Origin of the sequence: Brenneria sp. hezel4-2-4 (assembly GCF_013155275.1) — a bacterium.
GTDB lineage: Bacteria > Pseudomonadota > Gammaproteobacteria > Enterobacterales > Enterobacteriaceae > Brenneria.
The window spans coordinates 118,740-143,885 of the sequence record NZ_JABJXS010000008.1 but is presented as its reverse complement, the minus strand read 5'-3'; the positions used below and the strand labels follow the sequence as shown (position 1 = coordinate 143,885).

The 25,146-nt window shown below is 48.3% G+C and carries 24 protein-coding genes; 16 read left to right on the top strand and 8 right to left on the bottom strand.

Features of this window, described 5'->3' with window-relative positions; genetic code table 11:
- Positions 1 to 178: 178 nt before the first annotated feature.
- The 5 genes from pagP to HOY33_RS15715 form a co-directional block, all read right to left on the bottom strand.
- Positions 179 to 811 carry a lipid IV(A) palmitoyltransferase PagP gene (gene pagP / locus HOY33_RS15735; protein ID WP_253906981.1) on the bottom strand — a complete coding sequence of 211 codons (633 nt, stop codon included), beginning with the start codon at positions 809 to 811 and terminating at the stop codon, positions 179 to 181.
- A 249-nt stretch (positions 812 to 1,060) separates the two neighbouring features.
- A complete protein-coding gene (gene cysE / locus HOY33_RS15730) occupies positions 1,061 to 1,882 on the bottom strand; it encodes a serine O-acetyltransferase (RefSeq protein ID WP_172291083.1) in 822 nt (273 codons plus the stop codon).
- 186 nt (positions 1,883 to 2,068) lie between these two features.
- Positions 2,069 to 3,088, bottom strand: a complete 1,020-nt coding sequence (gpsA, locus tag HOY33_RS15725; protein ID WP_172291082.1) for an NAD(P)H-dependent glycerol-3-phosphate dehydrogenase — start codon at positions 3,086 to 3,088, stop codon at positions 2,069 to 2,071.
- Positions 3,088 to 3,558 carry a protein-export chaperone SecB gene (gene secB, locus HOY33_RS15720; protein WP_172291081.1) on the bottom strand — a complete coding sequence of 157 codons (471 nt, stop codon included), beginning with the start codon at positions 3,556 to 3,558 and terminating at the stop codon, positions 3,088 to 3,090. Before secB ends, gpsA begins: the two co-directional genes overlap by 1 nt.
- 132 nt (positions 3,559 to 3,690) lie before the next feature.
- Entirely contained in the window at positions 3,691 to 4,122 is a 432-nt protein-coding gene (locus HOY33_RS15715; RefSeq protein WP_172291080.1) for a rhodanese-like domain-containing protein, read from the bottom strand.
- Between the two features lie 296 nt (positions 4,123 to 4,418).
- Between HOY33_RS15715 and envC the strand changes: the two genes are divergently transcribed.
- Positions 4,419 to 5,720: a murein hydrolase activator EnvC gene (gene envC, locus HOY33_RS15710; RefSeq protein ID WP_172291079.1), complete on the top strand. Its 1,302-nt coding sequence runs from the start codon at positions 4,419 to 4,421 to the stop codon at positions 5,718 to 5,720.
- A gap of 65 nt (positions 5,721 to 5,785) precedes the next feature.
- Positions 5,786 to 6,676, top strand: a complete 891-nt coding sequence (locus tag HOY33_RS15705; RefSeq protein WP_172291078.1) for a divergent polysaccharide deacetylase family protein — start codon at positions 5,786 to 5,788, stop codon at positions 6,674 to 6,676.
- A 59-nt stretch (positions 6,677 to 6,735) separates the two neighbouring features.
- On the opposite strand, the gene tdh is transcribed toward HOY33_RS15705, so the two are convergent.
- Both tdh and HOY33_RS15695 read right to left on the bottom strand, forming a co-directional pair.
- Positions 6,736 to 7,764, bottom strand: coding sequence for an L-threonine 3-dehydrogenase (gene tdh, locus HOY33_RS15700; RefSeq protein ID WP_172291077.1), 1,029 nt, complete (start codon positions 7,762 to 7,764; stop codon positions 6,736 to 6,738).
- Between the two features lie 10 nt (positions 7,765 to 7,774).
- Entirely contained in the window at positions 7,775 to 8,971 is a 1,197-nt protein-coding gene (locus tag HOY33_RS15695) for a glycine C-acetyltransferase (protein WP_172291076.1), read from the bottom strand.
- A 378-nt stretch (positions 8,972 to 9,349) separates the two neighbouring features.
- Between HOY33_RS15695 and rfaD the strand changes: the two genes are divergently transcribed.
- The 14 genes from rfaD (at position 9,350) to coaD (ending at position 24,051) form a co-directional block, all read left to right on the top strand.
- Complete coding sequence (gene rfaD / locus HOY33_RS15690; RefSeq protein ID WP_172291075.1) at positions 9,350 to 10,282, top strand: ADP-glyceromanno-heptose 6-epimerase; 933 nt, start codon at positions 9,350 to 9,352, stop codon at positions 10,280 to 10,282.
- A gap of 24 nt (positions 10,283 to 10,306) precedes the next feature.
- On the top strand, positions 10,307 to 11,359 hold the full coding sequence (rfaF, locus tag HOY33_RS15685; RefSeq protein ID WP_172291074.1) for an ADP-heptose--LPS heptosyltransferase RfaF: 1,053 nt from the start codon (positions 10,307 to 10,309) through the stop codon (positions 11,357 to 11,359).
- Positions 11,356 to 12,339 (top strand): lipopolysaccharide heptosyltransferase RfaC, encoded by a 984-nt coding sequence (gene rfaC / locus HOY33_RS15680; RefSeq protein ID WP_172291073.1) that lies wholly within the window; start codon positions 11,356 to 11,358, stop codon positions 12,337 to 12,339. Before rfaF ends, rfaC begins: the two co-directional genes overlap by 4 nt.
- Before the next feature lie 130 nt (positions 12,340 to 12,469).
- The gene (locus tag HOY33_RS15675; protein ID WP_253906980.1) at positions 12,470 to 13,618 is read left to right on the top strand and encodes an O-antigen ligase; all 1,149 of its coding nucleotides are present in this window, start codon (positions 12,470 to 12,472) and stop codon (positions 13,616 to 13,618) included.
- A 294-nt stretch (positions 13,619 to 13,912) separates the two neighbouring features.
- The gene (locus tag HOY33_RS15670; protein ID WP_172291071.1) at positions 13,913 to 15,172 is read left to right on the top strand and encodes an O-antigen ligase; all 1,260 of its coding nucleotides are present in this window, start codon (positions 13,913 to 13,915) and stop codon (positions 15,170 to 15,172) included.
- 34 nt (positions 15,173 to 15,206) lie between these two features.
- Complete coding sequence (gene rfaQ, locus HOY33_RS15665; RefSeq protein WP_172291070.1) at positions 15,207 to 16,286, top strand: lipopolysaccharide core heptosyltransferase RfaQ; 1,080 nt, start codon at positions 15,207 to 15,209, stop codon at positions 16,284 to 16,286.
- Positions 16,283 to 17,404 carry a glycosyltransferase family 4 protein gene (locus HOY33_RS15660; RefSeq protein WP_172291069.1) on the top strand — a complete coding sequence of 374 codons (1,122 nt, stop codon included), beginning with the start codon at positions 16,283 to 16,285 and terminating at the stop codon, positions 17,402 to 17,404. The genes rfaQ and HOY33_RS15660 overlap by 4 nt, the downstream gene beginning before the upstream one ends.
- Positions 17,401 to 18,198, top strand: coding sequence for a lipopolysaccharide core heptose(I) kinase RfaP (rfaP, locus tag HOY33_RS15655; protein ID WP_172291068.1), 798 nt, complete (start codon positions 17,401 to 17,403; stop codon positions 18,196 to 18,198). The genes HOY33_RS15660 and rfaP overlap by 4 nt, the downstream gene beginning before the upstream one ends.
- Positions 18,199 to 18,220: 22 nt before the next feature.
- Entirely contained in the window at positions 18,221 to 19,303 is a 1,083-nt protein-coding gene (gene waaB / locus HOY33_RS15650) for a lipopolysaccharide 1,6-galactosyltransferase (protein WP_172291067.1), read from the top strand.
- A gap of 35 nt (positions 19,304 to 19,338) precedes the next feature.
- Entirely contained in the window at positions 19,339 to 20,361 is a 1,023-nt protein-coding gene (waaO, locus tag HOY33_RS15645; protein ID WP_172291066.1) for a lipopolysaccharide 3-alpha-galactosyltransferase, read from the top strand.
- A 19-nt stretch (positions 20,362 to 20,380) separates the two neighbouring features.
- Positions 20,381 to 21,373, top strand: coding sequence for a glycosyltransferase (locus tag HOY33_RS15640; RefSeq protein WP_172291065.1), 993 nt, complete (start codon positions 20,381 to 20,383; stop codon positions 21,371 to 21,373).
- 44 nt (positions 21,374 to 21,417) lie between these two features.
- A complete protein-coding gene (locus HOY33_RS15635; RefSeq protein WP_172291064.1) occupies positions 21,418 to 22,182 on the top strand; it encodes a glycosyltransferase family 25 protein in 765 nt (254 codons plus the stop codon).
- Between the two features lie 68 nt (positions 22,183 to 22,250).
- On the top strand, positions 22,251 to 23,528 hold the full coding sequence (gene waaA, locus HOY33_RS15630; protein ID WP_172291063.1) for a lipid IV(A) 3-deoxy-D-manno-octulosonic acid transferase: 1,278 nt from the start codon (positions 22,251 to 22,253) through the stop codon (positions 23,526 to 23,528).
- A 37-nt stretch (positions 23,529 to 23,565) separates the two neighbouring features.
- Positions 23,566 to 24,051 (top strand): pantetheine-phosphate adenylyltransferase, encoded by a 486-nt coding sequence (gene coaD / locus HOY33_RS15625; RefSeq protein WP_172291062.1) that lies wholly within the window; start codon positions 23,566 to 23,568, stop codon positions 24,049 to 24,051.
- A 6-nt stretch (positions 24,052 to 24,057) separates the two neighbouring features.
- Here the strand turns inward: coaD and HOY33_RS15620 are convergent, their stop codons facing one another.
- Positions 24,058 to 25,143 carry a glycosyltransferase family 4 protein gene (locus HOY33_RS15620; RefSeq protein WP_172291061.1) on the bottom strand — a complete coding sequence of 362 codons (1,086 nt, stop codon included), beginning with the start codon at positions 25,141 to 25,143 and terminating at the stop codon, positions 24,058 to 24,060.
- Positions 25,144 to 25,146: the final 3 nt, after the last annotated feature.

Genomic DNA, 25,146 nt, shown 5'->3' with positions numbered 1-25,146 from the left:
AAACAGCTAACAATCCTCAAAAGCTGTACGGCAAAAACTTAGCCTGAACCGATGTAATCAATTGCAATGTATCGTCGATACATTCCGGCAAAGGCATCAAAAGAAATAACCCCTTTCAATATTCCGAAAGGGGTTAGCAATTAATCGAAGTGAGTAATAAGAAGATTGAATATCACTATTAAATTTGCCATCTGAACCAGGCAAAAAAGACGTTCCCATTATTATAAGTGCCGGGAATATACGTCGCCTGAAAAGAAAGCTTTTGGTAGCTTATTGATGCCAGAGGCAACAAGACCGGAATAGGAATATAGTTCCAGTTGTCGCGCATCGTGACGCCGGCGGTGAAACCTAACCCCAGTTGGAAGTCCTGATCGCGGGTCGGCCGCCAGCGTTTCTCAAAACCATAGCCGCCGATAGGCTCCCATTTGTTATGGGAATCCTTAAACGCCATGGCATAAATCCCATGCCAGTCGCCATCTTCATCAAAGCGCGACACGCCATACCCGGCCCCCCACGGACGCTCGTTATACTCATCCGTTTTTTCTTTATCGTACGTCCAGCGGTTATGCCAGGTAATCGCCGGGATGTAGATATCGTGGTTTGGTGATTCCGACCAGGTTTTAGACAGGTTATTTTTACTTCTCTGCCACCAGCTTTCATCGTGCTCTGCCGTGACGGTTCCGGCGCTGCGGTTATCCGCACCGTTGTTCGCCGCAGAGTAATTATTTTCCGTGTCAGTTGCATGAGCCAACATCGGCATAGCGGATGACGCCATAAAACACAGGGTTATTAAAACGCGCTTTAAATACATTATTGAACTCTCTGCAACCATAACACCACCTACACAGATATCAGAATATATCGTTCAACCCATTCTGTTTGCACAGATAGTACGACAATAAAACAGCTCGTCATTATGTAGTAAAATACGACGAGGGTAGTTAACTAAATGACTATCCGTGAAATAGTTTCAGACGTTTCCTACCCTGAATAACTAACAACAGCGAGCTGGCGGATAATTTATAAATAACGTTTTTTATTGACGTATGAAGCGACGGTATTAAATACCGTCTCCATACTCAAAACCACGATTCACACCGTTGAAATACTGATCCATATCCATTGACGGCTTATCCGTTTCCGGACGGCCGACTATCCGGGCAGGAACGCCGGCAGCGGTGGTATGGGGCGGAACAGGCTGTAAAACCACCGAACCCGCGCCGATTTTGGCGCCGCGCCCGATCTCAATATTCCCCAGGATCTTGGCGCCCGCGCCGATCATTACCCCTTCGCGGATTTTAGGATGGCGATCGCCGCTGGTTTTCCCCGTACCGCCCAGGGTAACGGATTGCAGAATGGACACATCATTCTCAACAATCGCCGTTTCGCCGATCACAATACCGGTCGCATGATCGAGCATGATCCCGCAGCCGATAGTCGCAGCCGGGTGAATATCAACGCCAAAGGACACCGAGATCTGATTCTGGAAATAGATCGCCAGCGCCTTACGATCCTGAGACCACAGCCAGTGACCGATGCGATACGCCTGTAAGGCGTGAAATCCTTTCAGATAAAGCAACGGCGTTGAGTATTTATCCACGGCGGGATCGCGCAGGCAGACCGCCTGAATATCGCGCGCGGCGGAAATGATCATCTGCGGATCGGCATGGTAAGCCTCTTCAGCGACTTCACGGATGGCAATGGCGGGCATGATCGGACTAGACAGCTTATTAGCCAGCATATAGCTTAGCGCGCTACCCAGATTTTCGTGTTTCAGCAATGTGGCATGAAAAAAACTGGCCAGCATCGGTTCGCAATCCGCCAGATTACGCGCCTCAGCCTTAATATTTTTCCAGACCAGTTCCAGTTCTTCTGTCGACATTGCCTTGCTCTCCGCAGTACCACATACCGAATTATACCCTGCCGGCTTGAAGTCGCGAGGGATGTTCGTTCACTCACCGCCCGCCCGCAGCGCCCATGACTTTGGGTATACAATTTGTCGCCGACGCCGTTCACACACAAAAAACACCCTAGGCCGCCGGCATTAAGCAAGCTTGGTCATAGGATGTTATAAATGAGTGCTTTCGTCTTTGCGTGTACGCCCCAGCAGACTTAACGCTGCTTCCCGGGCATCTTTTCCACAGTACAGGACTTGCCAAAGTTGCTCGGTAATCGGCATTTCAACGCCGTAACGCTTCGCTAATGCCAATACCTCTTTGGTATTGCGATATCCTTCGACAACCTGACCAATCGTATCCTGCGCTTCCTGAACTCCCATCCCCTGCCCCAGCATCATACCGAAACGTCGATTACGGGATTGGTTATCGGTACAGGTCAGCACCAGATCGCCCAATCCGGCCATGCCCATAAAAGTGGTGGGATCGGCGCCCAATGCCACACCCAGCCGGGTCATCTCCGCCAGACCCCGGGTAATCAACGCCGTACGTGCGTTGGCCCCAAAGCCAATGCCGTCAGACATACCGGCGCCGATAGCAATAACATTTTTAACCGCCCCGCCCAGCTGTACGCCGATAAAATCAGGATTGCTGTATACCCGGAAACTTTTACCGCAATGCAGCAAACGCTGAAGATCATCGGCAAATGCGTCATCCGTCGCCGCCAGCGCAATCGCCGTAGGCAGGCCGGCGGCCAACTCTTTCGCAAAGGTCGGCCCGGATACGACAGCAAGCGGGATTTGTTCCCCCAACGCTTCTCGGGCCACGTCCTGCAACAAGCGTCCGGTTTCCGCTTCCAGCCCTTTCGTCGCCCACACTATCCGCGCGTCAGCGCGCAGATGGGGTTTAATCTGACGCAACACATCGCCGAACACATGGCTGGGAACCACCACCAGAACATTCCGGCTGGCCGCCAGCGCCTGCGCCAGATCGGTTTCCAGTTGCAGCGAATCAGGAAAAGAAACGTCAGGCAGGAACGCCTGATTGCAGCGGGCCGCCTGCAATGCACGGATATGCTCAGGCTGATGACCCCAGAGCACCACCCGATGACCGTTACGCGCCAGGGTAATCGCCAATGCGGTGCCGTATGAACCGGCACCGATCACGGTCATTGAAGCGTCAGACGCGTTCATCAGGCATCCTGACGCGGCGCGGCATTTTCATCTGCCGTTTGTTGCTGCAAATAGTTCATGAACAGCGCATCAAAGTTAACCGGCGCCAGATTCAGCTGTGGGAAGGTGCCGCGGGAAACCAGGCTGGTGATGCACTCGCGGGCATAAGGGAACAGAATGTTCGGGCAATACGCGCCCAGGCAATGCGCCAGTTGAGTGCCTTCAATGCCCCCAACGGTGAAAATCCCGCCTTGCTGAACTTCGCACAGAAATGCCGTTTCTTCACCCAGCGAAGCCGTGACGGTAACGCGCAGCACCACTTCATAAATATCTTCCGCCAGTTGGCTTGATGCCGTGTCCAGATCCAACTTCACTTCAGGCTGCCATTCCTGCTGGAATACCTGAGGGGCGTTCGGCGCTTCAAAGGAGATATCCTTGGTATAGATACGCTGGATTTGGAAAGACATTTCGGCGTTGTTTTGTTCAGACATGTTGAATAATACCTTTTGTTGGTTTTTTTGACGCCTTCCATCGTCAGAGAAGGTGGACGCCAGCACATTAGTCATTTTAGCGTTGCGGACAGCCCGTTGCGCCGTCTTGCAAGAATTATTTGCGGCGAACCGTTATTTGCCGCGGACCAGGGGCAGATTTTCACCGCTCCAGCCGGCAAGGCCGTCTTTCAACACCAATACGCGTTCAAATCCTGCTTTGAGCAGGTTATCCGCCGCTTCGCGCGAAGAAATGCCGTTGGCGCACACCACAATCACCGGTTGCGCTTTATGTTTTTCCAACTCGCCTACGCTGCCGTTTTTAATATCATTGGGTAACAGGTTAAACGCATTGGCGATGTGGCCGCGACGATAGTCGTCACGATTGCGAATATCGACTATCACGGCGTCTTCTTTGTTGATCAATTGGATCGCTTCACCGCGAACCACTTCCTTCACTTTAGAAAGTTTACTCTTCACAGTAAGCACAATGACGGCGACCAACAGGGCAACCCAGGCCAAACTCAATATAGGGTGCTTGCTAATGAATGGCATAATCTCTTGCATGGGGTATAACGACTCCCGAATCAGTTAAGCGATAAAATATAAGGTTCCTGAGTATACCTGCGCGATACGGCAATTACAGCCAGTAAGCCAACATAGCGTACTGAATCTGCGGCGCGATAGGTAAAAATCACCTCACAGATTGTGTAATTCAACCATTCTATGCGCATACGTTCCCATTTATCTATTATTGATGCATCCCTGCTGCGGATTCCGTGTCATCCTTGTCACGAATGGAAATAGAAATCCAGAAAGAGACGACTGGTAAGCCGCTGTTCATCGTGGAATAATCCTTCGCTATGAGTAAAAAAGCGTTATCTGTACAGTTGAGAGCAGTATGTCGCGCCAAAATTCAATCCCGGGCGTTACACAAGCTGTTCGCCCGGTGCGCCAGCGCGTTTTGCGTCGGCGCCTTGCTGCTGTCCGGTTTCAGCCAGGCGGCGGATAATCAGCAACAGCTCAAAGCCCTGCAACAGGATATCGCCGCCAAGGAAAAAAGCGTTCGACTGCAACAGCAACAGCGCGGCGCGTTAGTCCAGCAGTTGAAAAAGCAGGAGCAGTCTATCGCGCAATCAAGCCGTCAACTGCATGAAACGCGCAATACGCTGTCCACGCTGAATAAAGAGCTGAACGCGCTTGGCGCATCCATCGCCAAATTACAATCACAGCAAGACACACAGCAAGAAATTCTTTCCCGCCAGCTTGATGCCGCATTCAGACAGGGTCAGCACAGCGCTTTGCAGTTGATTCTGAGCGGCGAAGAGAGCCAGCGCAGTGAACGTATCCTGGCTTATTTTGGCTACCTGAACGAAGCACGGCAGAAATCCATCAATGAGTTGCAACAAACGCGAACCGAGTTGGCCAGCCAGAGACAACTGCTTGAGCAAAAACAGACGCAGCAGAAAACGTTGTTGAGCGACCAGCAGCAACAGCAGAAAACGCTGGAGCAGGCGCAGACAGAGCGGCAAAAAACCCTATCGACGCTGGAAAGCTCGCTGGAAAAAGATCGGCAACAGCTCACCGAATTACGTCAGAATGAAACGCGCCTGCGCGATCAAATCGCCCGCGCTGAGCGCGAAGCCAAAGCAAGGGCCGAGCGGGAAGCCCGTGAGGCGGCCAAAGTCCGCGCCAAAGAAGAACAGGCCAAACGCAGCGGCGGCAGCTACAAACCAACAGAAAACGAGCGCTCGCTCATGGCGCGCACCGGCGGCCTCGGCCGACCGGCCGCACAGGCCTTCTGGCCGGTTCGGGGGAATATTGAGCATCGTTTTGGTGAACCGCTGCAAGGCGAGCTACGCTGGAAAGGGCTGGTCATCGCCGCGCCGGAAGGAACCGAAGTCAAGGCCATCGCCGATGGCAACGTGCTGATGGCCGACTGGCTGCAAGGCTATGGTCTGGTTGTGGTCGTCCAGCACGGCAAGGGCGACATGAGTCTTTATGGCTATAACCAAAGCGCGTTGGTTTCCGTCGGGGCACAGGTTAAAGCAGGCCAGCCTATCGCGCTGGTCGGCACCAGCGGCGGACAAAGCCAGCCTGCGCTCTATTTTGAAATTCGTCGCCAGGGTCAGGCGGTAAACCCACAACCTTGGTTGGGAAGATAGTCTTGTATCATTTAAAATCAAAAATCTTATTTTTTTTCAGTCTATTGGTGCTCTCCCAATCCGGTATGGCCGGTAAGCTTTCCATTGTGATTGATGACTTCGGCTACCGTCCGCATAACGAAAATCAGGTTTTAAACCTGCCCGCGGCCATTTCGGTGGCGGTGCTTCCCAATGCGCCTTACGCCAGAGAAATGGCGACCAAAGCGCATAATCAGGGACGGGAAGTCCTGATCCATCTGCCGATGGCGCCGATGAGCAAACAGCCGCTGGAGCGCGACACGCTGCGCCCGGACATGAGCGGCGAAGAGATCCAGCGCATTATCCGTCAGTCGGTCAATAATGTGCCTTATGCCGTCGGCCTGAATAACCACATGGGCAGCGCGATGACCGCCGATCTCCCCGGTATGCAAAAAGTGATGCAGGCCCTGAGCGCCTATCAGCTCTATTTTCTCGACAGTATGACGATCGGCAGCAGCAAAGCCACTCAGGCCGCCGCAGGAACCGGCGTAAAAGTGATTAAACGAAAGGTTTTTCTGGATGATAGCCAGAACGAAGCCGACATCCGCCGCCAGTTTAACCGCGCAGTGCAGATTGCACGGCGCAGCGGCTCCGCCATCGCCATTGGGCATCCCCATCCGTCGACCATCAAAGTGTTGCAGCAAATGCTGCCCGCGTTGGATGCGGATATCGTACTGGTGCGTCCAAGCCAGTTGCTGAATGAACCGACCTGGCATTACGAACCGTCACCCGCGCCAGAGACGCCGAAACCGGTTAAACCGCGTAATCCATTCCGGGGCATCAAACAATGCCTGGTGAAACGCCCGCCTGAACCCGTGAAAAACGATGTGATGTTCAAACTGGTCGATAGCAGCATTCGCGATAGCGCCGCCATCACATTTGTAAAACGTCGTTGGCAAACCTGGGTAGCGCCCGCCGAATCGGATGTGAGACCCTAGGTTTATTTTTCGTGTTTGCGCCTCAATTTGAGGCGCAAACAGGTCACTCAAGCCGGAAGTTATCCCTTCCAACTGAGAATAACTTTCCCCGACTGCCCGGAACGCATGACATCAAATCCCTTTTGAAAATCATCAATCGGAAAACGATGCGTAATAATGGGGGATAAATCCAGACCGGACTGGAGCAGGGCGGACATCTTGTACCAGGTTTCAAACATTTCCCGACCATAGATACCTTTGATAAACAGCCCCTTGAATATGACCTCGCCCCAGTCAATCGACATCGGCTCCGGGGGAATACCGAGCATGGCGATGCGGCCGCCGTGATTCATGGCTTTCAGCATGGCGCGAAACGCAGGCGGCGCGCCGGACATTTCCAGCCCGACATCAAACCCTTCGGTCATTCCCAGCGCCAGCATGACGTCTGAAAGATTTTCATGCGCCACATTTACCGCCCTCGATACCCCCATTTTACGGGCGAGATCCAGTCGATAATCGTTCACATCGGTAATCACCACATGCCGGGCGCCCACGTGGCGACACACTGCCGCGGCCATCACACCGATCGGCCCCGCGCCGGTAATCAATACATCCTCGCCGACCAAATCAAACGACAGCGCGGTATGCACCGCATTGCCCAAGGGATCGAAAATCGCCGCCAGCTCATCGGAAATATTGTCAGGAATACGGAATGCGTTTTCGGCGGGGATAACCAGATACTCGGCGAACGCTCCGGGACGGTTTACTCCCACGCCAAGGGTATTGCGACACAAATGCCGGCGTCCCGCGCGGCAGTTGCGGCAATATCCGCAGGTGATATGCCCTTCGCCGGATACCCTGTCGCCGATGTTGAAACCGCTCACTTCCTGACCGATGGCCACGATATCGCCGACATACTCATGTCCGACCACCATCGGCACCGGGATGGTCTTCTGTGACCACTCATCCCAGTTATAAATGTGCACATCCGTACCACAGATGGCGCTTTTACGAATGCTAATCATAATGTCGTTATGCCCCAGTTCCGGCTTGGGCGCATCCATCATCCAGATACCGGCCTCGGGGCGCAATTTCGCCAATGCTTTCATCGTCGTGATCTCAGTCAATCACGCCCAGGCGTTTGCCTACCCGGATAAAGGCGTCAACCGCCCGCTGAACCTGCGACAGCGTGTGGGCCGCGGACATTTGGGTACGAATGCGGGCCTGGCCGCTGGGGACGACGGGATAAAAGAATCCGGTGACGTAAATACCTTCGCGTTGCAGCGCCGCGGCAAAGTCCTGCGCTAACCGGGCCTCCCCCAGCATAACCGGAATAATGGCATGATCGGCCCCCGCAAGGGTGAATCCCGCCGCCTTCATCTGCGCGCGAAACAGACTGGCGTTCGCCCACAGCCGCTGGCGTCGTTCATTGCCATCCGCCAGCAGGTCCAGCACTTTGAGCGACGCCGCCGCCATCGCCGGCGCCAGCGAGTTGGAAAACAGATAAGGGCGCGAGCGTTGCCTCAGCCACTCGATAACCTCACGACGCCCGGCGGTATAGCCGCCAGAGGCGCCGCCCAGCGCTTTGCCCAATGTCCCGGTGATGATGTCGACACGATCCATCACGCCGCAATATTCGTGCGTTCCCCTCCCCTGCGCCCCGACAAAACCGACCGCATGCGAATCATCCACCATGACCAACGCATCGTAGCGATCGGCCAGATCGCAGATCCCCGACAGATTGGCGATAACGCCATCCATCGAAAAAACGCCATCGGTAGCGATCATGATATGGCGTGCGCCTTCCGCCCTTGCCCGCTGAAGCTGAGCTTCCAACTGACTCATATCGTTGTTGGCGTAACGATAACGTCGGGCTTTGGAAAGACGGATACCGTCGATGATCGAAGCATGATTCAACGCATCGGAAACAATGGCGTCTTCCGGACCCACCAGCGTTTCAAACAGACCGCCGTTGGCATCAAAACAAGAGGAATAAAGAATCGCATCATCCGTTCCCAGAAAGTCAGCCAGCTTTTGCTCCAGCTGCTGATGAATATCCTGCGTGCCACAAATAAAACGCACCGACGCCATACCAAAACCGTGGCTCTCCAGTCCCTGTTTCGCGGCAGCGATCAGCTCCGGGTGATTTGCCAGCCCAAGGTAGTTGTTGGCGCAAAAATTGAGCAGCTTACCGCTGTCGGCGACATCAATTTCAGCCTGCTGCGGAGAGGTAATGATGCGCTCTTGTTTGAATAAGCCCTCGGTGCGGGCAGCCATAATCTGTGTGGCGAGTTGCTGATAAAAAGCGGCGGGCATAAGCGATCTCTCCGGTAAAAAGGATGCCATGTATACCCTAAATAATTCGAGTTGCAGGAAGGCGGCAAGTGAAGGAATCCCGATGAGCTTACTCAGGTAAGTGATTCGGGTGACTGAGCGCGGCCAACGCACATGCAACTTGAAGTATGACGGGTATAGATTAATAAACTAGCGGAAGTGGACGTGAATGAGGGAGAAAGAATCTGAAAATGCAATCTGCGTCACGCGGTATTTATCTTCGTCCGGCGCGAGAACGAATGCAGGAAACGGCGCTAAAAAAACCTCAGGCTGCTTGCCGTAAAATGTAATGCTATTATAGCGCTTATAGACAGCGTGAGGCGTGGTGCTTCACCGGCAAGATTAATAAGGGTAGACCCCATGATTATCGTTACTGGCGGCGCCGGCTTCATCGGCAGCAATATTGTAAAATCTCTCAATGATATGGGTTATCGGGATATTCTGGTCGTCGATAACCTGAAAGACGGGACGAAATTCGTCAATCTGGTGGATCTGGATATCACAGACTACCTGGATAAAGAAGATTTCATCGCCAGCATCATCGCTGGCGACGATCTGGGTGATATCGATGCCGTCTTCCACGAAGGCGCCTGCTCGTCGACCACCGAGTGGGACGGCAAGTACATGATGGATAACAACTATCAATACTCCAAAGATGTGTTGCAATATTGCCTCGATCGCAACATCCCGTTCCTGTACGCCTCGTCTGCCGCAACCTATGGCGGCCGCAACGATAACTTCATTGAAGATCGCCAATATGAGCAACCGCTGAACGTCTATGGCTACTCCAAGTTCCTGTTCGATCAGTACGTGCGCGAAATTCTGCCGCACGCCGAGTCGCAAATCTGCGGCTTCCGCTACTTCAATGTCTACGGCCCGCGCGAGGGGCACAAAGGCAGCATGGCCAGCGTCGCCTTCCATCTGAACAACCAGATCAATCAGGGTGAAAACCCGAAACTGTTCGCCGGCAGCGAAAACTTTAAGCGGGACTTTATCTACGTCGGCGATGTCGCCGACGTCAACCTGTGGTTCTGGCAAAAAGGGGTTTCCGGCATTTTCAACTGCGGCACCGGCCGGGCGGAATCTTTCCAGGCTGTCGCTGACGCCACGCTGGCATTCCATAAAAAAGGCAGCGTGGAATACATTGAATTCCCGGCCAAGCTGAAAGGCCGTTATCAGGCGTACACCCAGGCCGATCTGACCAACCTGCGCGCCGCCGGTTACGATAAACCGTTTAAAACCGTCGCCGAAGGCGTTGCCGAATACATGGCCTGGCTAAACCGTACCGTTTAATCGGATAAGGAACGGACAAACGGTATGAAAATTCTGGTCATCGGCCCTTCCTGGGTAGGCGACATGATGATGTCGCACAGCCTGTATCGCGCGCTGAAGGCTGAACATCCGCAAGCGGTCATTGGCGTGATGGCCCCCGCCTGGTGCCGTCCTCTGCTGGCCCGTATGCCCGAGGTTAATCAGGCGCTGGCGATGCCGCTCGGCCACGGCGCGCTGGCGCTGGGGGAGCGTCGCCGTTTGGGGATTTCCCTGCGGGCCGCCCAATACGACCGCGCTTACGTGTTGCCTAACTCGTTTAAATCCGCGCTGGTGCCTTTCTTCGCCGGTATCCCGCAACGCACCGGCTGGCGCGGTGAAATGCGTTACGGGCTGCTGAATGATATCCGCGTACTGGATAAAGCGGCATTTCCGTTGATGGTGCAGCGCTATGTCGCGCTGGCCTACGATCGCCAACGCGTTCATGGCGCTCAAGATCTTCCGCAGCCGTTACTGTGGCCTCAGCTACAGGTTAGCGCGGAAGAAACCGCTGAGATGACGCAAACTTTCGGCCTGCGCGATCCGCGTCCGATGATTGGTTTTTGTCCCGGCGCAGAATTTGGCCCCGCTAAACGCTGGCCGCATTATCATTACGCCACGCTGGCGCAGAAGTTGATTGAACGGGGCTATCAGGTCGTCCTGTTTGGTTCGGCCAGCGACCAAGCGGCAGGCGAGGATATCCGCCAGGCCTTAACCGAGAAAGCGCAGCAACACTGCGCCAACCTCGCCGGGAAAACCGCTTTGGAACAGGCGGTAGTGCTGATCGCCGCCTGCCACGCGGTAGTGAGCAATGACTCAGGATTAATGCACATTGCCGCCGCCCTCAACCGTCCGCTCATCGCGCTTTATGGCCCCAGCAGCCCGGACTTCACCCCGCCGTTGTCGCATCAGGCGGAGGTCATTCGCCTGATTACCGGTTATCACCGGGTGCGCAAAGGCGATGCCGAGCAGGGATATCATCAAAGCCTGATTGACATCCAACCGGAGCGCGTGCTCGACGCGCTGGAAAAATATCTGACCACGCCGGGAGAACCCGCATGAGGGTGCTGATTATCAAAACATCCTCAATGGGCGATGTGCTGCATACGTTACCCGCGTTAACCGACGCCATGCTGGCCCTGCCCGGCATAACCTTCGACTGGGTGGTGGAAGAGGGCTTTGCCCAGATCCCCGGTTGGCACCCGGCCGTATCCCGCGTGATCCCGGTGGCTATCCGGCGCTGGAGAAAAAGCTGGTTCAGCGCCCAGACACGTCAGGAACGCAAAGATTTTAAGCGGCAACTACGTGAATATCATTATGATGCGGTGATCGATGCCCAGGGGTTAATTAAAAGCGCCGCGCTGGTCACCCGCCTTGCCCGAGGCAAAAAGCACGGTCTCGACTGTAAAAGCGCGCGGGAACCCCTGGCGAGCGGGTTCTATAACTACCGCCATCCCGTCAGCCGTCGGCAACATGCCGTAGAACGCGTGCGCGAACTGTTCGCCGCCAGCCTTGGCTACAAGAAACCCGCCGAGCGCGGCGATTATGCCATCGCTCAGCGCTTTCTTTCCCAGCTACCGGCCGATGCCAATCAATATTTGGTCTTTCTTCATGCTACTACCCGGGATGAAAAACACTGGCCGGAATCTCACTGGCGCGAGCTGATTTCCCTACTGCAATCCAGCGGACTCCGGATCAAGCTTCCCTGGGGCGCGGAGCATGAACGCCAGCGCGCTCTGCGTCTGGCGCAAGGGTTTGCGCACGTCGACGTTTTACCTCGTCTTACGCTGCAACAGGTCGCCGAGGTGCTGGCCGGAGCAAAAGCGGTGGTTTCCGTCGATACGGGCTTAAGCCATTTAACCGCGGCGCTGGATCGTCCGAATATCACCCTGTATGGCCCGACCGATCCGGGATTGATTGGCGGTTATGGGCTGAATCAGGCAGTGGAAATGTCTGAAAATCGGCAGATGAGTACAATTACGGCCGGGGAAGTCCGCCAAAAGCTGGATCAAATGATAGAATTAACTCCATCAGGCGAGTAATCCCGCTCTCCCCACGTTGAATAAATAGATGATCAATAACTTAGGATATGATCTGACAAGATCTTCCGGCATAAGCGCGGCCCTCGCCCTTAATCTTATTTTCCCCGGCTGTTTACTGACGCTCTGTATTATGCCATTCAGTACCATCGTCGCCGGTTGGGTTTTCTACCTGACCGGTTCGCTTTCCGTTTTTTACGTGATGACGCACCTGAAAACCATCGCGGCGACCAAACGACTTCTGACGATCCCGCTGTGTTTGTTGCTCCTCGGCCTGACCAATCTTGTCTGGTATCATCAATATTATCAGCCGGACACCGCCTTTTCCGCAGTCTACAACGCCTATGAAACCTCCGCCCACGCCTGTATTCTGGGGGCATTCATCCTACTAACGACGTTGCATATCGCCCGGGAGAAGCAAAAATTTCAGCTTCCCTGCATCCTGGCGATCTGCGCTCTGACGCTGGGCTATGCCTTTTATCAGTCCTTATTTAGCGGTGTGCACCGTATCGGGCTGGTATTCGGCCCGGCAACCAGCGCGGCCTATTTCCTTACCTTTATCGGCGCGCTGAGCGCCCAGGCGATATTAACGCTCAGTACACCCTACAAGTATTACCTTTATCTGGCTCATTTTCTGTTGATGACCATCGCCATTCTGCTCACGGAAACGCGGGCGGCAATATTTGTTTATCCGATTGTCGGCGCCACGATTTTATTATCAGAAGTCAGACACAATAGGCGTTTATTTATCAAAGCCTTTGCGGGTTCGGTTATCACTGTTCTGCTGTGCTCGTTTCTCTTCCAGGAGACGATCCATCAGCGCACCAACGATCTGATTAACGATATCCGCAATTACAGTATGAACAACAGCAAAACGTCAGTCGGCGCCCGCCTGGCCATGTACCAGGCCGGCGTACAGGTCGGCGAAGACGCGTTGTTCGGCCAATCGGCGGAACAGCGTTCAGTGCGTATTGTTCAGTTGGCGGAACAGGATCCCGGATTGGCGGGCGCCGTAGGATTCCTGAACGTGCATCTCCATAATGAAGCGATCGATGCCTTTTCTCTTAAAGGGTTGCCCGGCGCTTTTATCCTGCTGATGCTCTATGCCGCATTGATCTATTTTTCCGTCTTTATACTCAGAAGCCATCTGTTGGCAGCCATGATTTTTGCGCTACTCATGTACGGTTTGAGCGATGTTATTTTGTACTCTCGCGATATGCTAATCGCCTGGCTGCTGACCTTTTGCCTCGGCACCACATTGACCGGCAGATGGCTTAAGTAATAACCACATATAACATCGTGATATAGGCAATTATCGCTGTGACAGGGAGCTGGGTTTTAGTACCATGGCAGGCTAAAATGGCGCACCGCAAACCGCTGTGCCGCCCGATCGGTCATCTCAGTCCACTGGTAGCTGTCGAGCCAGGGGCGGTAGCGTGGTTTGTTTGCAAAACGTCCATTTTTGAGCAAAGTCGTAGCTTTTATTATTTTCATTTAGGTATATCAATCTTATTACTTAAAGAACAGATTCTCATTTATACACACACCAAAAAACAAACTTAATATAAAATTAAACATGAAAAACTTTGAATTAAACATCCGAAAAAATCTACTTTCTACTTCCATCTACATAGGATTTATTATTGCATTAAATTTCATGATTTTTAACTCACGATTATCTGTAAAAATATTCAACAATATAGGTATAATTGCTATTATATTTCTATTCCTGGTCTTCAAGACAAAGGAGATAAATAATAAAAATATAATGGTCGCACTCAGCATGCTATTGCTAAGTGCAGTAAATTTCATTTGGGGATTAATATATAAAACAGATGACAGTGAAATGATAGGCATCTATCATTCCTATCACAATATAGAGAAAATATTACTAATAGGGTCAGTATTTATTTTCATTACAGTATTATCTCCCCTGAAATATAAAGAATCAAAACCATCAATTATTGGCATATATGTAACACCCATCATACTATTAATATATTTTTATTTCTCACGATACGATGAAAGATTTACACTATCTGACGGTATAGCGACGAGTTCTGCATATATGATAACGTTTATCGGAATTCTTATATCACAAGCTATTTTTATAAGTAATATCAAGATAAGAGTTAATTTATTTCTTTTAAATTATTTTGTTTTTTTTATTCTTATAATACTTACAGGAACACGGGCGGCAATATTAGCATACCCGCTATTAAGTATAATAGTATTAAGCCCTTTTATTTATAAAAACAAAAAGATAGATTTTAAATTAATCGTGAAATTTATAACAATCAGCATAGCTTGTATAGCATTATGTTATGACACGATAAATACTAGAGCAAATAACCTTCTTACAGATTTAAAAAAATACGAACAGGCGGATAGTAATACATCAGTTGGTGCTCGCATTGCTATGTATAAAGCCGGGATGAGCAGTTTTTTAAATGCGCCAATGGGACAATCTGCCGAGTCAAGAGCAATTGATATCGAACAACAAGCGGAAAAGGATCGCTCCCTTTTGGGCGCATCACTATTTACTAAGATTCATTTGCATAACGAATTTATCGAAGCCATCTCTCTAAAAGGAATATTCGGCGGAGCTGCTTTGCTTATTTTTTATGCTTCTCTAATTTATTTTTCTTTTTTTATTATAAGAGACTACGCAATAATATCACTCTCATTAGCATTGATCATTTATGGCTTAAGTGACGTGATTTTTTACGGTAGGAACACAACCATAGTTTGGGTACTTACTTATTGCCTCAGTATTTTCTTGGCCCAAAGCCAAAGAAGTGAACAGACTAGTTTTGATAAAGTAGTCCTGCAATAAAATCGTTATACGTGAAATAAACAAAGGAATTACGGTGGATAATGTTTATCAAAATTACCAAAAAATCCTGGTTGTAAAGCTCAGATTCCATGGTGATATGCTACTCACCACCCCGCTTATCAGCACGCTGAAAATGAATTATCCGGATGCCCAAATCGACGTATTATTGTACGAAGATACCATGCCGATTTTGTCCGAAAATAAAGATATCAATGTATTATACGGTATCAAGCGAAAAGAGAAAGGGGCACTGCGTAAACTAAAAAGTTTCTCGAATCTGACTCGCAAACTAAGAGCCAACCATTATGATTTGATTATCAACCTGACGGATCAGTGGCTTATAGCCCCATTGCTAAAGCTAGCCAACGCCCGCAAGAAAATAAGTTTGGAATTCAGGCATCGAGATTCCTTTTTCTGGCGCTTTTGCTTTGATGAAATCGTCAGGCCAGTAGGTTCTCATGTTGTTGAACATAATCTTTCGGTAGCCAACGCATTGCATTTATCAAAAATTAATACGCACACCATTATGGCTTACGATGAGAAACAATGGGAAACGATTCATAACCAACTGATAACTATCAATGCAGACAAAAAATATATCGTTATACAACCCACAGCGCGACAGATATTTAAATGCTGGGATAATGATAAATTTGCTGACGTTATCGATAACATTCAGTCAAACGGATTGAATGTTATTTTAACGTCCGGCCCCAGCGAAGAAGATCAACAATGTATTAATGCTATTTCAGCGCTGTGTAAATCACCACCGATAACGGATTTTGCGGGCAAAACGACATTTCCTCAGTTAGCCGCATTAATAGATCACGCGGAACTCTTTATCGGTGTCGATTCCGCTCCCATGCACATGGCTGCCGCGTTGGAGACGCCGATAGTATGTCTGTTCGGCGCAACGGATCATCTATTCTGGCGCCCCTGGAGTGAGAATAAAATCGTTATCTGGGCTGGAGATTACCAGACGATGCCCCAACGCAGCGGAATAGACAGGCAGCATAAATATCTGTCTTGTATTCCGGCAACAGATGTCATTGAGGCAGCACTGACTATGCTGTCTAAAACTAGGCAGGCATCCCAATCTGGGACACGACAATGATCATTGCATTCTGTTTGTACAAGTACTTCCCTTTTGGTGGGCTACAGAGAGATTTTTTACGCATCGCTCAGGCCTGCCAGGCTCGCGGACATCATATTCGCGTATACGTCCAATCATGGGAAGGTTCGCAGATTGATAATTTCGAACTGATTCAGGTTCCGGTTCGGAAACACACCAATCACGCACGCAATAAAGAATATTATCAGTGGATACAACAACATATGCAACAACACCCGGTAGACCGGATAGTCGGTTTTAATAAAATGCCGGGGTTGGATTTCTATTATGCCGCCGATGTTTGCTATGCCGAAAAAGTGGCGCAGGAGAAAGGTTTTCTTTATCGCTTAACGTCGCGTTACCGACATTATGCCGCTTTTGAAAAGGCCGTTTTTGAGCGTGATAGCCGCACTAAAATGCTGATGCTCACTCACCGCCAGATTGACGACTTCAAAAAACATTACGGCACACAGGATGAGCGATTCGTCATTTTACCACCGGGTATTTCTCCCGATCGTAAATATCGTCCGGATGCGGCACAGGTCAGAACACGATTCAGACAAGAGCAACAGATCCCGCAGCATAGTCTGGTGGTTTTGCAGGTTGGCTCGGATTTCTATCGTAAAGGCGTTGAACGAAGTTTATATGCGATTGCCAGCCTGCCGGAAACACAGAGAAAACAGACGATTTATCTGGTTGTCGGGCAAGATAAACCCGGCCGTTATCAAAAAATCGCCTCGCGTCTGGGAATCAGCGCTCAGGTACGTTTCTTTTCAGGCCGTAACGATATTCCTGATTTTATGGCGGCGGCCGATTTACTGATTCACCCTGCGCATCAGGAAGCGGCTGGCATCGTGCTACTTGAAGCACTGACCGCGGGTTTGCCGGTCATTGTGACCGATGTGTGCGGCTACGCTTTTTATATTGATCGGGCAAATGCCGGGGCCGTTATCGAAGAACCTTACCGTCAGAATGAATTAAATGCCGTATTACACCACGCGCTAAGCCAGACGGAAGAGCGTACGCAATGGGCCGCCAATGCGCGCCATTTTGCCGATACCGCAGATCTATACAGTTTGCCGGAGAAAGCCGCAGCGTTGATAACGGGTGATCCATCATGATTGAGCTAAAAGAACCTTTCGCATCATTATGGCAAAATAAAAACCCGTTTGAAGAGGTCGATAAACTCGACGGCGATATATTCCGCGCGCTGGAAAGCCGCCGGACGTTGCGTTTTACTGTGGGCAAGCAGTCCTATTTTATAAAAATACACCGCGGCACCACGCTAAAAGAAGTGCTGAAAAACCTGATCTCACTCAGGCTGCCGGTGTTAGGCGCCGATCGCGAATGGAATGCAATCCACCGTTTGTCCAAGCAGGGCGTCGATACCATGCGAGGAGTGGGATTCGGGCAACGCGGTTTAAATCCGTTGCGCCGCCATTCCTTTATCATTACGGAAGATCTTAACCCGGCGATTAGCCTGGAAGACTACTGCGCAACCTGGGCGAAAAATCGTCCGACATTTAAGGAAAAGAGGCGGCTCATCCGTCGGGTCGCGGAAATGGTGCGCGGCATGCACGCCAGCGGGATCAACCACCGGGATTGTTATATCTGCCATTTCCTGCTGCATCTACCGTATAATCCGGACAGCAGCAAGCTGAAAATATCGGTAATTGATTTACATCGTGCGCAGCTTAGAAAAAAAGTGCCATTGCGCTGGCGTAATAAAGATCTTATCGGTTTGTATTTTTCGTCGCTCACTATCGGCTTAACCCAAACGGATATTTTTTATTTTTTAAAAATTTATTTTAATCAGCCATTGAAAACGATATTAGACAGTGAAAAAAATCTGCTTAGCGAAGCAGAAATTAAAGCTGATAAGATAAAAAGCAGAACTGAACGTAAATCACTATAATGCACAATACGATCGAATCAATATGAATATACTTTTTGTTGGTGAAGCGGTATCCGGATTTGGCGGCATTGAAACTGTGATACAAAAAGTAACCGGTTTTCTAACAGATGATCCTGCAACCAGACATCACTATACTCTCTATTTCCTTTGTCGTGACGATAGAATGGATAAAAGCTGGCTGGCTGGGAAGAAAGCTGTTTATTCCAGATCCGGGATTAAGATTTCATTTTTCAGACGACTTAAACACATTTATGCTCTCAGTCGTTATATTGAGAAAAATAATCCTGATATCATCATCGCTTTTGATTCGCCCTCCTGCCTGATTGCAGCCAGAGCGATAAAATACAGCAACAGAAATATTCGGCTGATTTCATGGATCCATTATTCTCTCGATCATAAAAAATACTCCGAACGTGTACTGGAAGCGGATTATCATTTGGCTATCAGTTCTGGCATTCAACAACAGTTAGTCAATCGTGGTGTGCCGGCAGAGAAGATCTATACGATATTTAACCCAGTGACGCCAACAGAGATAGTCATTCCCCGACCTGAATCTACACAGCCAGCCTCTTTCTTATATGTTGGCAGAATCAAGTTCGAAGGCCAAAAACGGCTCAAGGACTTATTGGATACGCTCTCTAGGCTTGAAGGCGATTGGGTATTCCATGCCGTAGGCGATGGCTCAGATCTGAAAATATGTCAGGCTTATGCACAGCAGTTAGGGATCAGTCAGCATATCCATTGGCATGGCTGGCAGGCAAATCCATGGGAATATATTAGAACCGAGATTAAAACAGTTAGTTCCTTACTCTTAACATCCTCCTTTGAAGGATTCGGAATGGTTCTTGCGGAAGCCATGTCTTACGGTATCTATTGCATCAGTTCAGACTGCCCATCAGGGCCAGCAGATATTATAAAAAACGGCATTAACGGCAGATTGTATCCCCCATATGATTTGAGCAAATTACAGTCGATCATGAACAGTATTGTCGATAAAGAACCGCTACCATCATCCCAGAGCATTAAATTATCAATAAGCCATTTTTACGATGCAGAATATTATAAAGATCTCAAAACAAATCTACACAAAATGATTAATCTATAATCATTTTGATAACATAACCTTTCATTGAGAACATTATGTATTTTAATAAAAACGATGTTATCACAAAAAAAATAATATTAAATAAGAAGAATAAAAATCCAGAAAATAATAAAGAATTAAACATTGCATATGGAATTGATAAAAATTTCCTATTTGGATGTGGAATATCCATTACTTCAATATTACTCAACAACAAAGATATTGATTTTACCTTTCATATTTTTACTGACTATTTTGAAGATAATGATCTTATTGATTTCAAAAAACTTTCTGTAGATTACAATACAAAGATAATAGTATATATCGTAAATTGTGAAGAATTAAAGGATTTACCCAGCACCAAAAACTGGTCCTATGCAACTTATTTCCGATTCGTTATTGCTGATTATTTCTATAATGAGATAGAGAAGCTACTCTATCTTGATGCAGACATTATCTGTAAGGGTAGTCTGGTAGAGTTATTAACTCTTGACTTAAGTAATACTATGGCTGCCGTAGTTACGGAAGGTGAAAAAGATTGGTGGGAAAAACGATCTATTGCCCTGAAAGATGAACAGATAAAAAATGGTTATTTCAATGCTGGCTTTTTACTTATCAATATATACCGCTGGGCAGAAGAAGATATTAGCAAAAAAGCCATGAATTTATTAGCAAAGGAAGAAGTAAAAGAAAAAATATCATTTCTTGACCAAGATATACTTAATATGCTTTTTGTCAAAAAAGTCATATTTATTAGTAAAAAATACAATGCACAATTCAGTATTAATTATGAGTTGAAAACTAAAAAAAATAAAGAATATGCCAATACAATAGTAGATAATACTGTTTTCATACATTATATTGGACCAACAAAACCTTGGCATAAATGGTCCAGTGAATATCATTGTACCAAATATTTCATTCAGGCTAAAAACCACTCACCATGGTCAAATTCAAAATTACTTGGTGCAAAATCTGCTAGCCAGTTTCGCTACTGTGCGAAACACCAATTTCACTCGGGGAAAATAGTCGCGGGCTTAAAAAGTTATATGATGTATTTTATCAAAAAAATCTTCTAACACTCACATCAGAAAAATCATGTATTTTAAAAAAACAATCATCAGAAATATTATAAAGATAACAGGTTTCCCCAACGTTAACCCTGCTCTCCCTTGCCTGCATATTGCTTATGGTATTGATAAAAACTTTATTTTCGGAGCGGCAATTTCCGCAACGTCTATAATTATCAATAACACTATACCACTATGCTTTCACTTTTTTATAGATTGTCTTGACGAAAATACGGTTTCACGATTTGAAAAAATGGCGAAGACATTTAACGTTGATATAAGTTTATATCATGTCAATACTATACCATTAGAAAATCTACCTACCAAATATTGGCCACATTCCGCGTACTTCCGACTAATTGCATTTGACTACCTGGGAGAAACACTTGAACGCTTGCTCTATCTTGATGCAGACGTTATGTGTAAAGGAGATCTTGATTATCTAGCCCATTTGGATTTTCAGGATAATGTTAGTGCCGTCATACCAGATGTGGCATCCATGCAGAAAAAAGCAGCTGAGAGACTAAAAAATGATGAATTAGAGGGGGTCTATTTCAACTCCGGTGTAATGCTCATCAATATGCAAAAATGGCATGATGATGAACTAACACGCGAAACACTTTCATTCATAGTAAAAAATCCAAAAATGAAATATCCTGACCAAGATGCATTAAACTTTCTACTGTTTCATAAAACCCTTTTACTTCCAAGAAAGTTTAATTGTATTTATAGTATAAAGAGCGAATTAAATGATCGTACACATGAAAAATATAAAGAAACGATTACAGATGATAGTATTCTTATCCACTATGTAGGCACAACAAAACCTTGGAATGAATGGGGTCAATATCCATCCACGATTTTTTTTGAAAAAGCTTATCATGCTTCAACATGGAGTGATATTCCATTAGTAGAAGCGGTTACACCACTCCAGTGGAAGAAAAAATCAAAACATGAATTTAGAAAAAGAAAGTTTATTAAAGCTATAAAAAGCAGAATTAAATATAACTCCATAAAATAAAAACACAATTTGATTGTAAATTACAACTCACTATCGATAAAAATATGAAAACATTTATTATTAATTTAAAAGAAAAAGTTCAAAGAAGGGAAAACATAGTCAATCAGTGCTCTGAATTGGGCCTTGATTATGAGATATTCCCTGCAATCAATGGATATCAACTGTCGGAAACTGATAAAAAAACACATACATTACCCCTCAACATGCTAAATACTCCAGGAGAATTAGGGTGCGCATTAAGTCATTTGTTTTTATATAAAAAAATAATAGACCAAAACATACCTAATGCTCTTATTTTAGAAGATGATGCGTTATTAAATTCCAGCATAATGGATATTCTTCTTTTCCTGGAAAAAGAAGAACTTTGTAAACCTACAGTAACATTACTTACCCCTATATCAAAATACATTGAAAACGAGAAAATACGAGTAAACAAGACATATGAAATATATAATGGACTTACAGGGACGCTAGCCCATGGTTATGTAATTAACAATAAAGGTGCACATGAACTATATAAGTTCCTTTATCCTGCATGGTCAATTGCAGACCACTGGTTTTTATTTAAGGAATACGGTATAATAAATTTGAGAGGTGTCATCCCCCATTGCATTGAACTAAGCGATCATTCCTTTCAATCAGATATTGGCAATGACCGATTCACTGACTTAAATAAGTCAGTGAATCAAGAGAAAAAGAAAAAAATAAAGAAAAACTTACCAATAAAACTTAAAATAAAAAGGGTACTAAATAAACTAAAAAGAAAATTGTTACAGAGAAGGCACATACGAAACTACTCAAGTTACTAACTCATTAGCAATATGAAATTTTCATTATATGATAGGTCTTAGTACTTAACTGGACTCATAATAAACGCATGCTACAAACTCTCTACACCGTTCTTCTTTACCTTATTCAGCCGCTGATATGGATTCGACTGTGGCTGCGCGGTCGCAAGGCGCCGGCATATCGTAGACGCTGGAGTGAACGCTACGGGTTCTGCGCGGAAAAAGTGAAACCAGATGGCATAATGCTGCACTCCGTTTCCGTGGGCGAGACGCTGGCGGCTATCCCTCTGGTCAGGGCTTTACGGCATCGCTACCCTAACCTGCCGATTACCGTCACCACGATGACGCCAACCGGTTCAGAGCGTGTACGTTCCGCTTTCGGCGATACGGTTTATCACGTTTATCTCCCGTATGATTTACCCTCCGCTTTGCGACGTTTCTTTAATCAGGTTCGCCCCAAAGTCGTTATCATTATGGAAACAGAGCTGTGGCCTAACCTGATTGATGAGCTGCATAAACGTAAAATTCCGCTGGTGATCGCCAACGCTCGCTTATCTGCCCGCTCAGCCGCCGGCTACAAGAAAATCGGCAGTCTGACGCGTCATATTCTGCGGCGTATCACACTGGTGGCCGCGCAAAATCGGGAAGACGGCGAGCGTTTTATCGATCTCGGTTTGAAGCGTTCAAGTCTCACCGTTACCGGCAGCCTTAAATTCGATATTTCCGTTACCCCGGAACTGGCGGCCCGCGCGGTGACGTTGCGGCGCCAGTGGGCGCCACACCGCCCGGTATGGATCGCGACCAGCACGCACGAAGGCGAGGAGTCCATTGTGCTTGCGGCGCATCGTCAGCTGCTGGTTAATTTCCCTGACCTGCTGTTGATCCTGGTTCCCAGACATCCGGAGCGTTTCTCCACCACGCAGGCGCTGACCCAAAGCCTGGGTTTCAACTACACCTTGCGAAGCAGCGGCGAACTCCCTTCCGCCGATACTCAGGTTATTGTTGGCGACACCATGGGTGAACTCATGTTGTTATACGGCATCGCCGATCTGGCGTTTGTCGGCGGCAGTCTGGTCGAACGCGGCGGTCATAATCCGCTCGAAGCCGCCGCCCATGCCATTCCCGTTCTGATGGGGCCGCACACCTTTAACTTTAAAGACATCTGCAACAAACTTGAGCAGGCGGATGGCCTGATTACCGTGACGGATGCGGCATCGCTGGCCAGAGAAGTTGGGAATCTGCTCGCCGATGAAGATTACCGCCGCTATTATGGCCGACACGCCGTCGAGGTATTGCATCAGAATCAAGGGGCCTTGCAGAAGTTGCTCTCATTGCTGGAACCCTATCTGCCGCCTCGGACGCAATAATTGGCCGTGGTTTTGAGCATAGGAGCAGAGGATCATCATGACAATCAAAGCGATTTATCCCGGCACTTTCGATCCGCTAACCAACGGCCACCTGGATCTACTCACCCGCGCATCACGGATGTTCGACCATCTGGTGCTGGCGATTGCCGCCAGTCCGAGCAAAAATACGTTATTTACGCTTGATGAGCGGGTAGCGCTGGCAAAAGAAGTCACCCAACATTTGCCGAATGTGGACGTTGTCGGCTTCAGCGAACTGATGGCGCATTTTGCGCAACATCAGCAAGCAACCATTCTGGTGCGGGGATTGCGCGCGGTATCCGATTTCGAGTACGAACTGCAACTCGCCAAAATGAATCACCATCTGATGCCGGCGCTGGAAAGCGTGTTCCTGATGCCTTCCGAAGAGTGGTCTTTTATTTCCTCTTCGCTGGTCAAGGAAGTGGCTCGTCATGGCGGCGATGTCTCTCACTTCCTGCCCGCGTCCATTGCCGGCGCATTACAGAAAAAACTGCAACACGCCTAAAGCGCATCAAGACCTGATAATGCTCATCAGGCGATTGGTATTCGCGTCCAGCCCAAATCTGGCTCTAACATCTTTTTGTCCCGCTTGCGCATAGGATCGCATGGTCTCCTGATTTGATAATGCGAAATCAATTGCCCTGACCCATTCCTGCGGCTCGTTTCGTGCAACGATAAGCCCGGTGACGTGATCCTTGACCGTTTCCGGCAGCCCGCCTTCGTTACTGATAATCACCGGAACCGCCAATCCCAACGCTTCTATTTGCGCCATCCCCAGCGGCTCTTTGGTTGAAGGCATGACCAGCACGTTCGCTCTCTTCAAGGCTGCGGCCACCGACTTTAATTCTCCTAGCCATATATTTTTTTGTAAGCCACGCTCAGCAATTTCTGCTGTTATTTTCTCAGCATTACCGCCACCGGCAATAACGTATCTCAGGTGAGGCCTGCTTTTTATTAGCTCGCTCATCGCAGACAGGATTATGTTATGTCCTTTTTCCGCCCTCAACATGCCGAGCTGAATAATCACATCGCCCTGATTTTCATTGAGCCAGTCGGATAAATCCTCCCTGACGGGGAGATTGATCTCGTTATCAAGTTTTGCAAAATCAATTCCCGGATAAACCACCGCAATCTCTTTACCCAAAAACTGCGGCTTAATCTTGTGAGCCATAAACTGGCTTGGCACCATGACCAAATCAATCGGCAGAAAGCGGCTAAGAGGATTCGGTTTTCTGTTGGTGTAATAGGTTCTCGACCTGATGATTTTGGGCCGTTTGACCAGGGTGATTGCCGCAACGCACAGATTGTTGGCATCATGGCCGCTGTGACAAATACACGCCATCGGGCGATGGCGCTTTATCGCTTTTCTAATCCCCTGAATCGTCGGCAGATGAAAGCTGTTGCGAAAGGGCAAATTAATGACGGACAACCCGCGCGAACGTGCTTCGCCATCAATGCGCCCTTGGGGATTACATAATAAATAGGTCGCCACGCCTCGCCGGTTCAATTCTTCCATCTGTTGCAGCAGTTGCCATTCCTGTCCCCCCATATTTTTCGAACTTTCGAGGAAAAATACGACATCGTTATTTTTATGCATGCA

Coding starts and splice junctions, on each gene's coding strand:
- envC (WP_172291079.1), top strand. CDS start 4,419: ATGAGTAAAAAAGCGTTATCTGTACAGTTGAGAGCAGTATGTCGCGCC.
- rfaC (WP_172291073.1), top strand. CDS start 11,356: ATGAGGGTGCTGATTATCAAAACATCCTCAATGGGCGATGTGCTGCAT.
- HOY33_RS15705 (WP_172291078.1), top strand. CDS start 5,786: ATGGCCGGTAAGCTTTCCATTGTGATTGATGACTTCGGCTACCGTCCG.
- tdh (WP_172291077.1), bottom strand. CDS start 7,764: ATGAAAGCATTGGCGAAATTGCGCCCCGAGGCCGGTATCTGGATGATG.
- coaD (WP_172291062.1), top strand. CDS start 23,566: ATGACAATCAAAGCGATTTATCCCGGCACTTTCGATCCGCTAACCAAC.
- HOY33_RS15675 (WP_253906980.1), top strand. CDS start 12,470: ATGCCATTCAGTACCATCGTCGCCGGTTGGGTTTTCTACCTGACCGGT.
- rfaP (WP_172291068.1), top strand. CDS start 17,401: ATGATTGAGCTAAAAGAACCTTTCGCATCATTATGGCAAAATAAAAAC.
- secB (WP_172291081.1), bottom strand. CDS start 3,558: ATGTCTGAACAAAACAACGCCGAAATGTCTTTCCAAATCCAGCGTATC.
- HOY33_RS15635 (WP_172291064.1), top strand. CDS start 21,418: ATGAAAACATTTATTATTAATTTAAAAGAAAAAGTTCAAAGAAGGGAA.
- HOY33_RS15660 (WP_172291069.1), top strand. CDS start 16,283: ATGATCATTGCATTCTGTTTGTACAAGTACTTCCCTTTTGGTGGGCTA.
- gpsA (WP_172291082.1), bottom strand. CDS start 3,088: ATGAACGCGTCTGACGCTTCAATGACCGTGATCGGTGCCGGTTCATAC.
- HOY33_RS15715 (WP_172291080.1), bottom strand. CDS start 4,122: ATGCAAGAGATTATGCCATTCATTAGCAAGCACCCTATATTGAGTTTG.
- HOY33_RS15640 (WP_172291065.1), top strand. CDS start 20,381: ATGTATTTTAAAAAAACAATCATCAGAAATATTATAAAGATAACAGGT.
- rfaD (WP_172291075.1), top strand. CDS start 9,350: ATGATTATCGTTACTGGCGGCGCCGGCTTCATCGGCAGCAATATTGTA.
- HOY33_RS15695 (WP_172291076.1), bottom strand. CDS start 8,971: ATGCCCGCCGCTTTTTATCAGCAACTCGCCACACAGATTATGGCTGCC.
- rfaF (WP_172291074.1), top strand. CDS start 10,307: ATGAAAATTCTGGTCATCGGCCCTTCCTGGGTAGGCGACATGATGATG.
- waaB (WP_172291067.1), top strand. CDS start 18,221: ATGAATATACTTTTTGTTGGTGAAGCGGTATCCGGATTTGGCGGCATT.
- pagP (WP_253906981.1), bottom strand. CDS start 811: ATGTATTTAAAGCGCGTTTTAATAACCCTGTGTTTTATGGCGTCATCC.
- waaO (WP_172291066.1), top strand. CDS start 19,339: ATGTATTTTAATAAAAACGATGTTATCACAAAAAAAATAATATTAAAT.
- HOY33_RS15620 (WP_172291061.1), bottom strand. CDS start 25,143: ATGCATAAAAATAACGATGTCGTATTTTTCCTCGAAAGTTCGAAAAAT.
- HOY33_RS15670 (WP_172291071.1), top strand. CDS start 13,913: ATGAAAAACTTTGAATTAAACATCCGAAAAAATCTACTTTCTACTTCC.
- cysE (WP_172291083.1), bottom strand. CDS start 1,882: ATGTCGACAGAAGAACTGGAACTGGTCTGGAAAAATATTAAGGCTGAG.
- waaA (WP_172291063.1), top strand. CDS start 22,251: ATGCTACAAACTCTCTACACCGTTCTTCTTTACCTTATTCAGCCGCTG.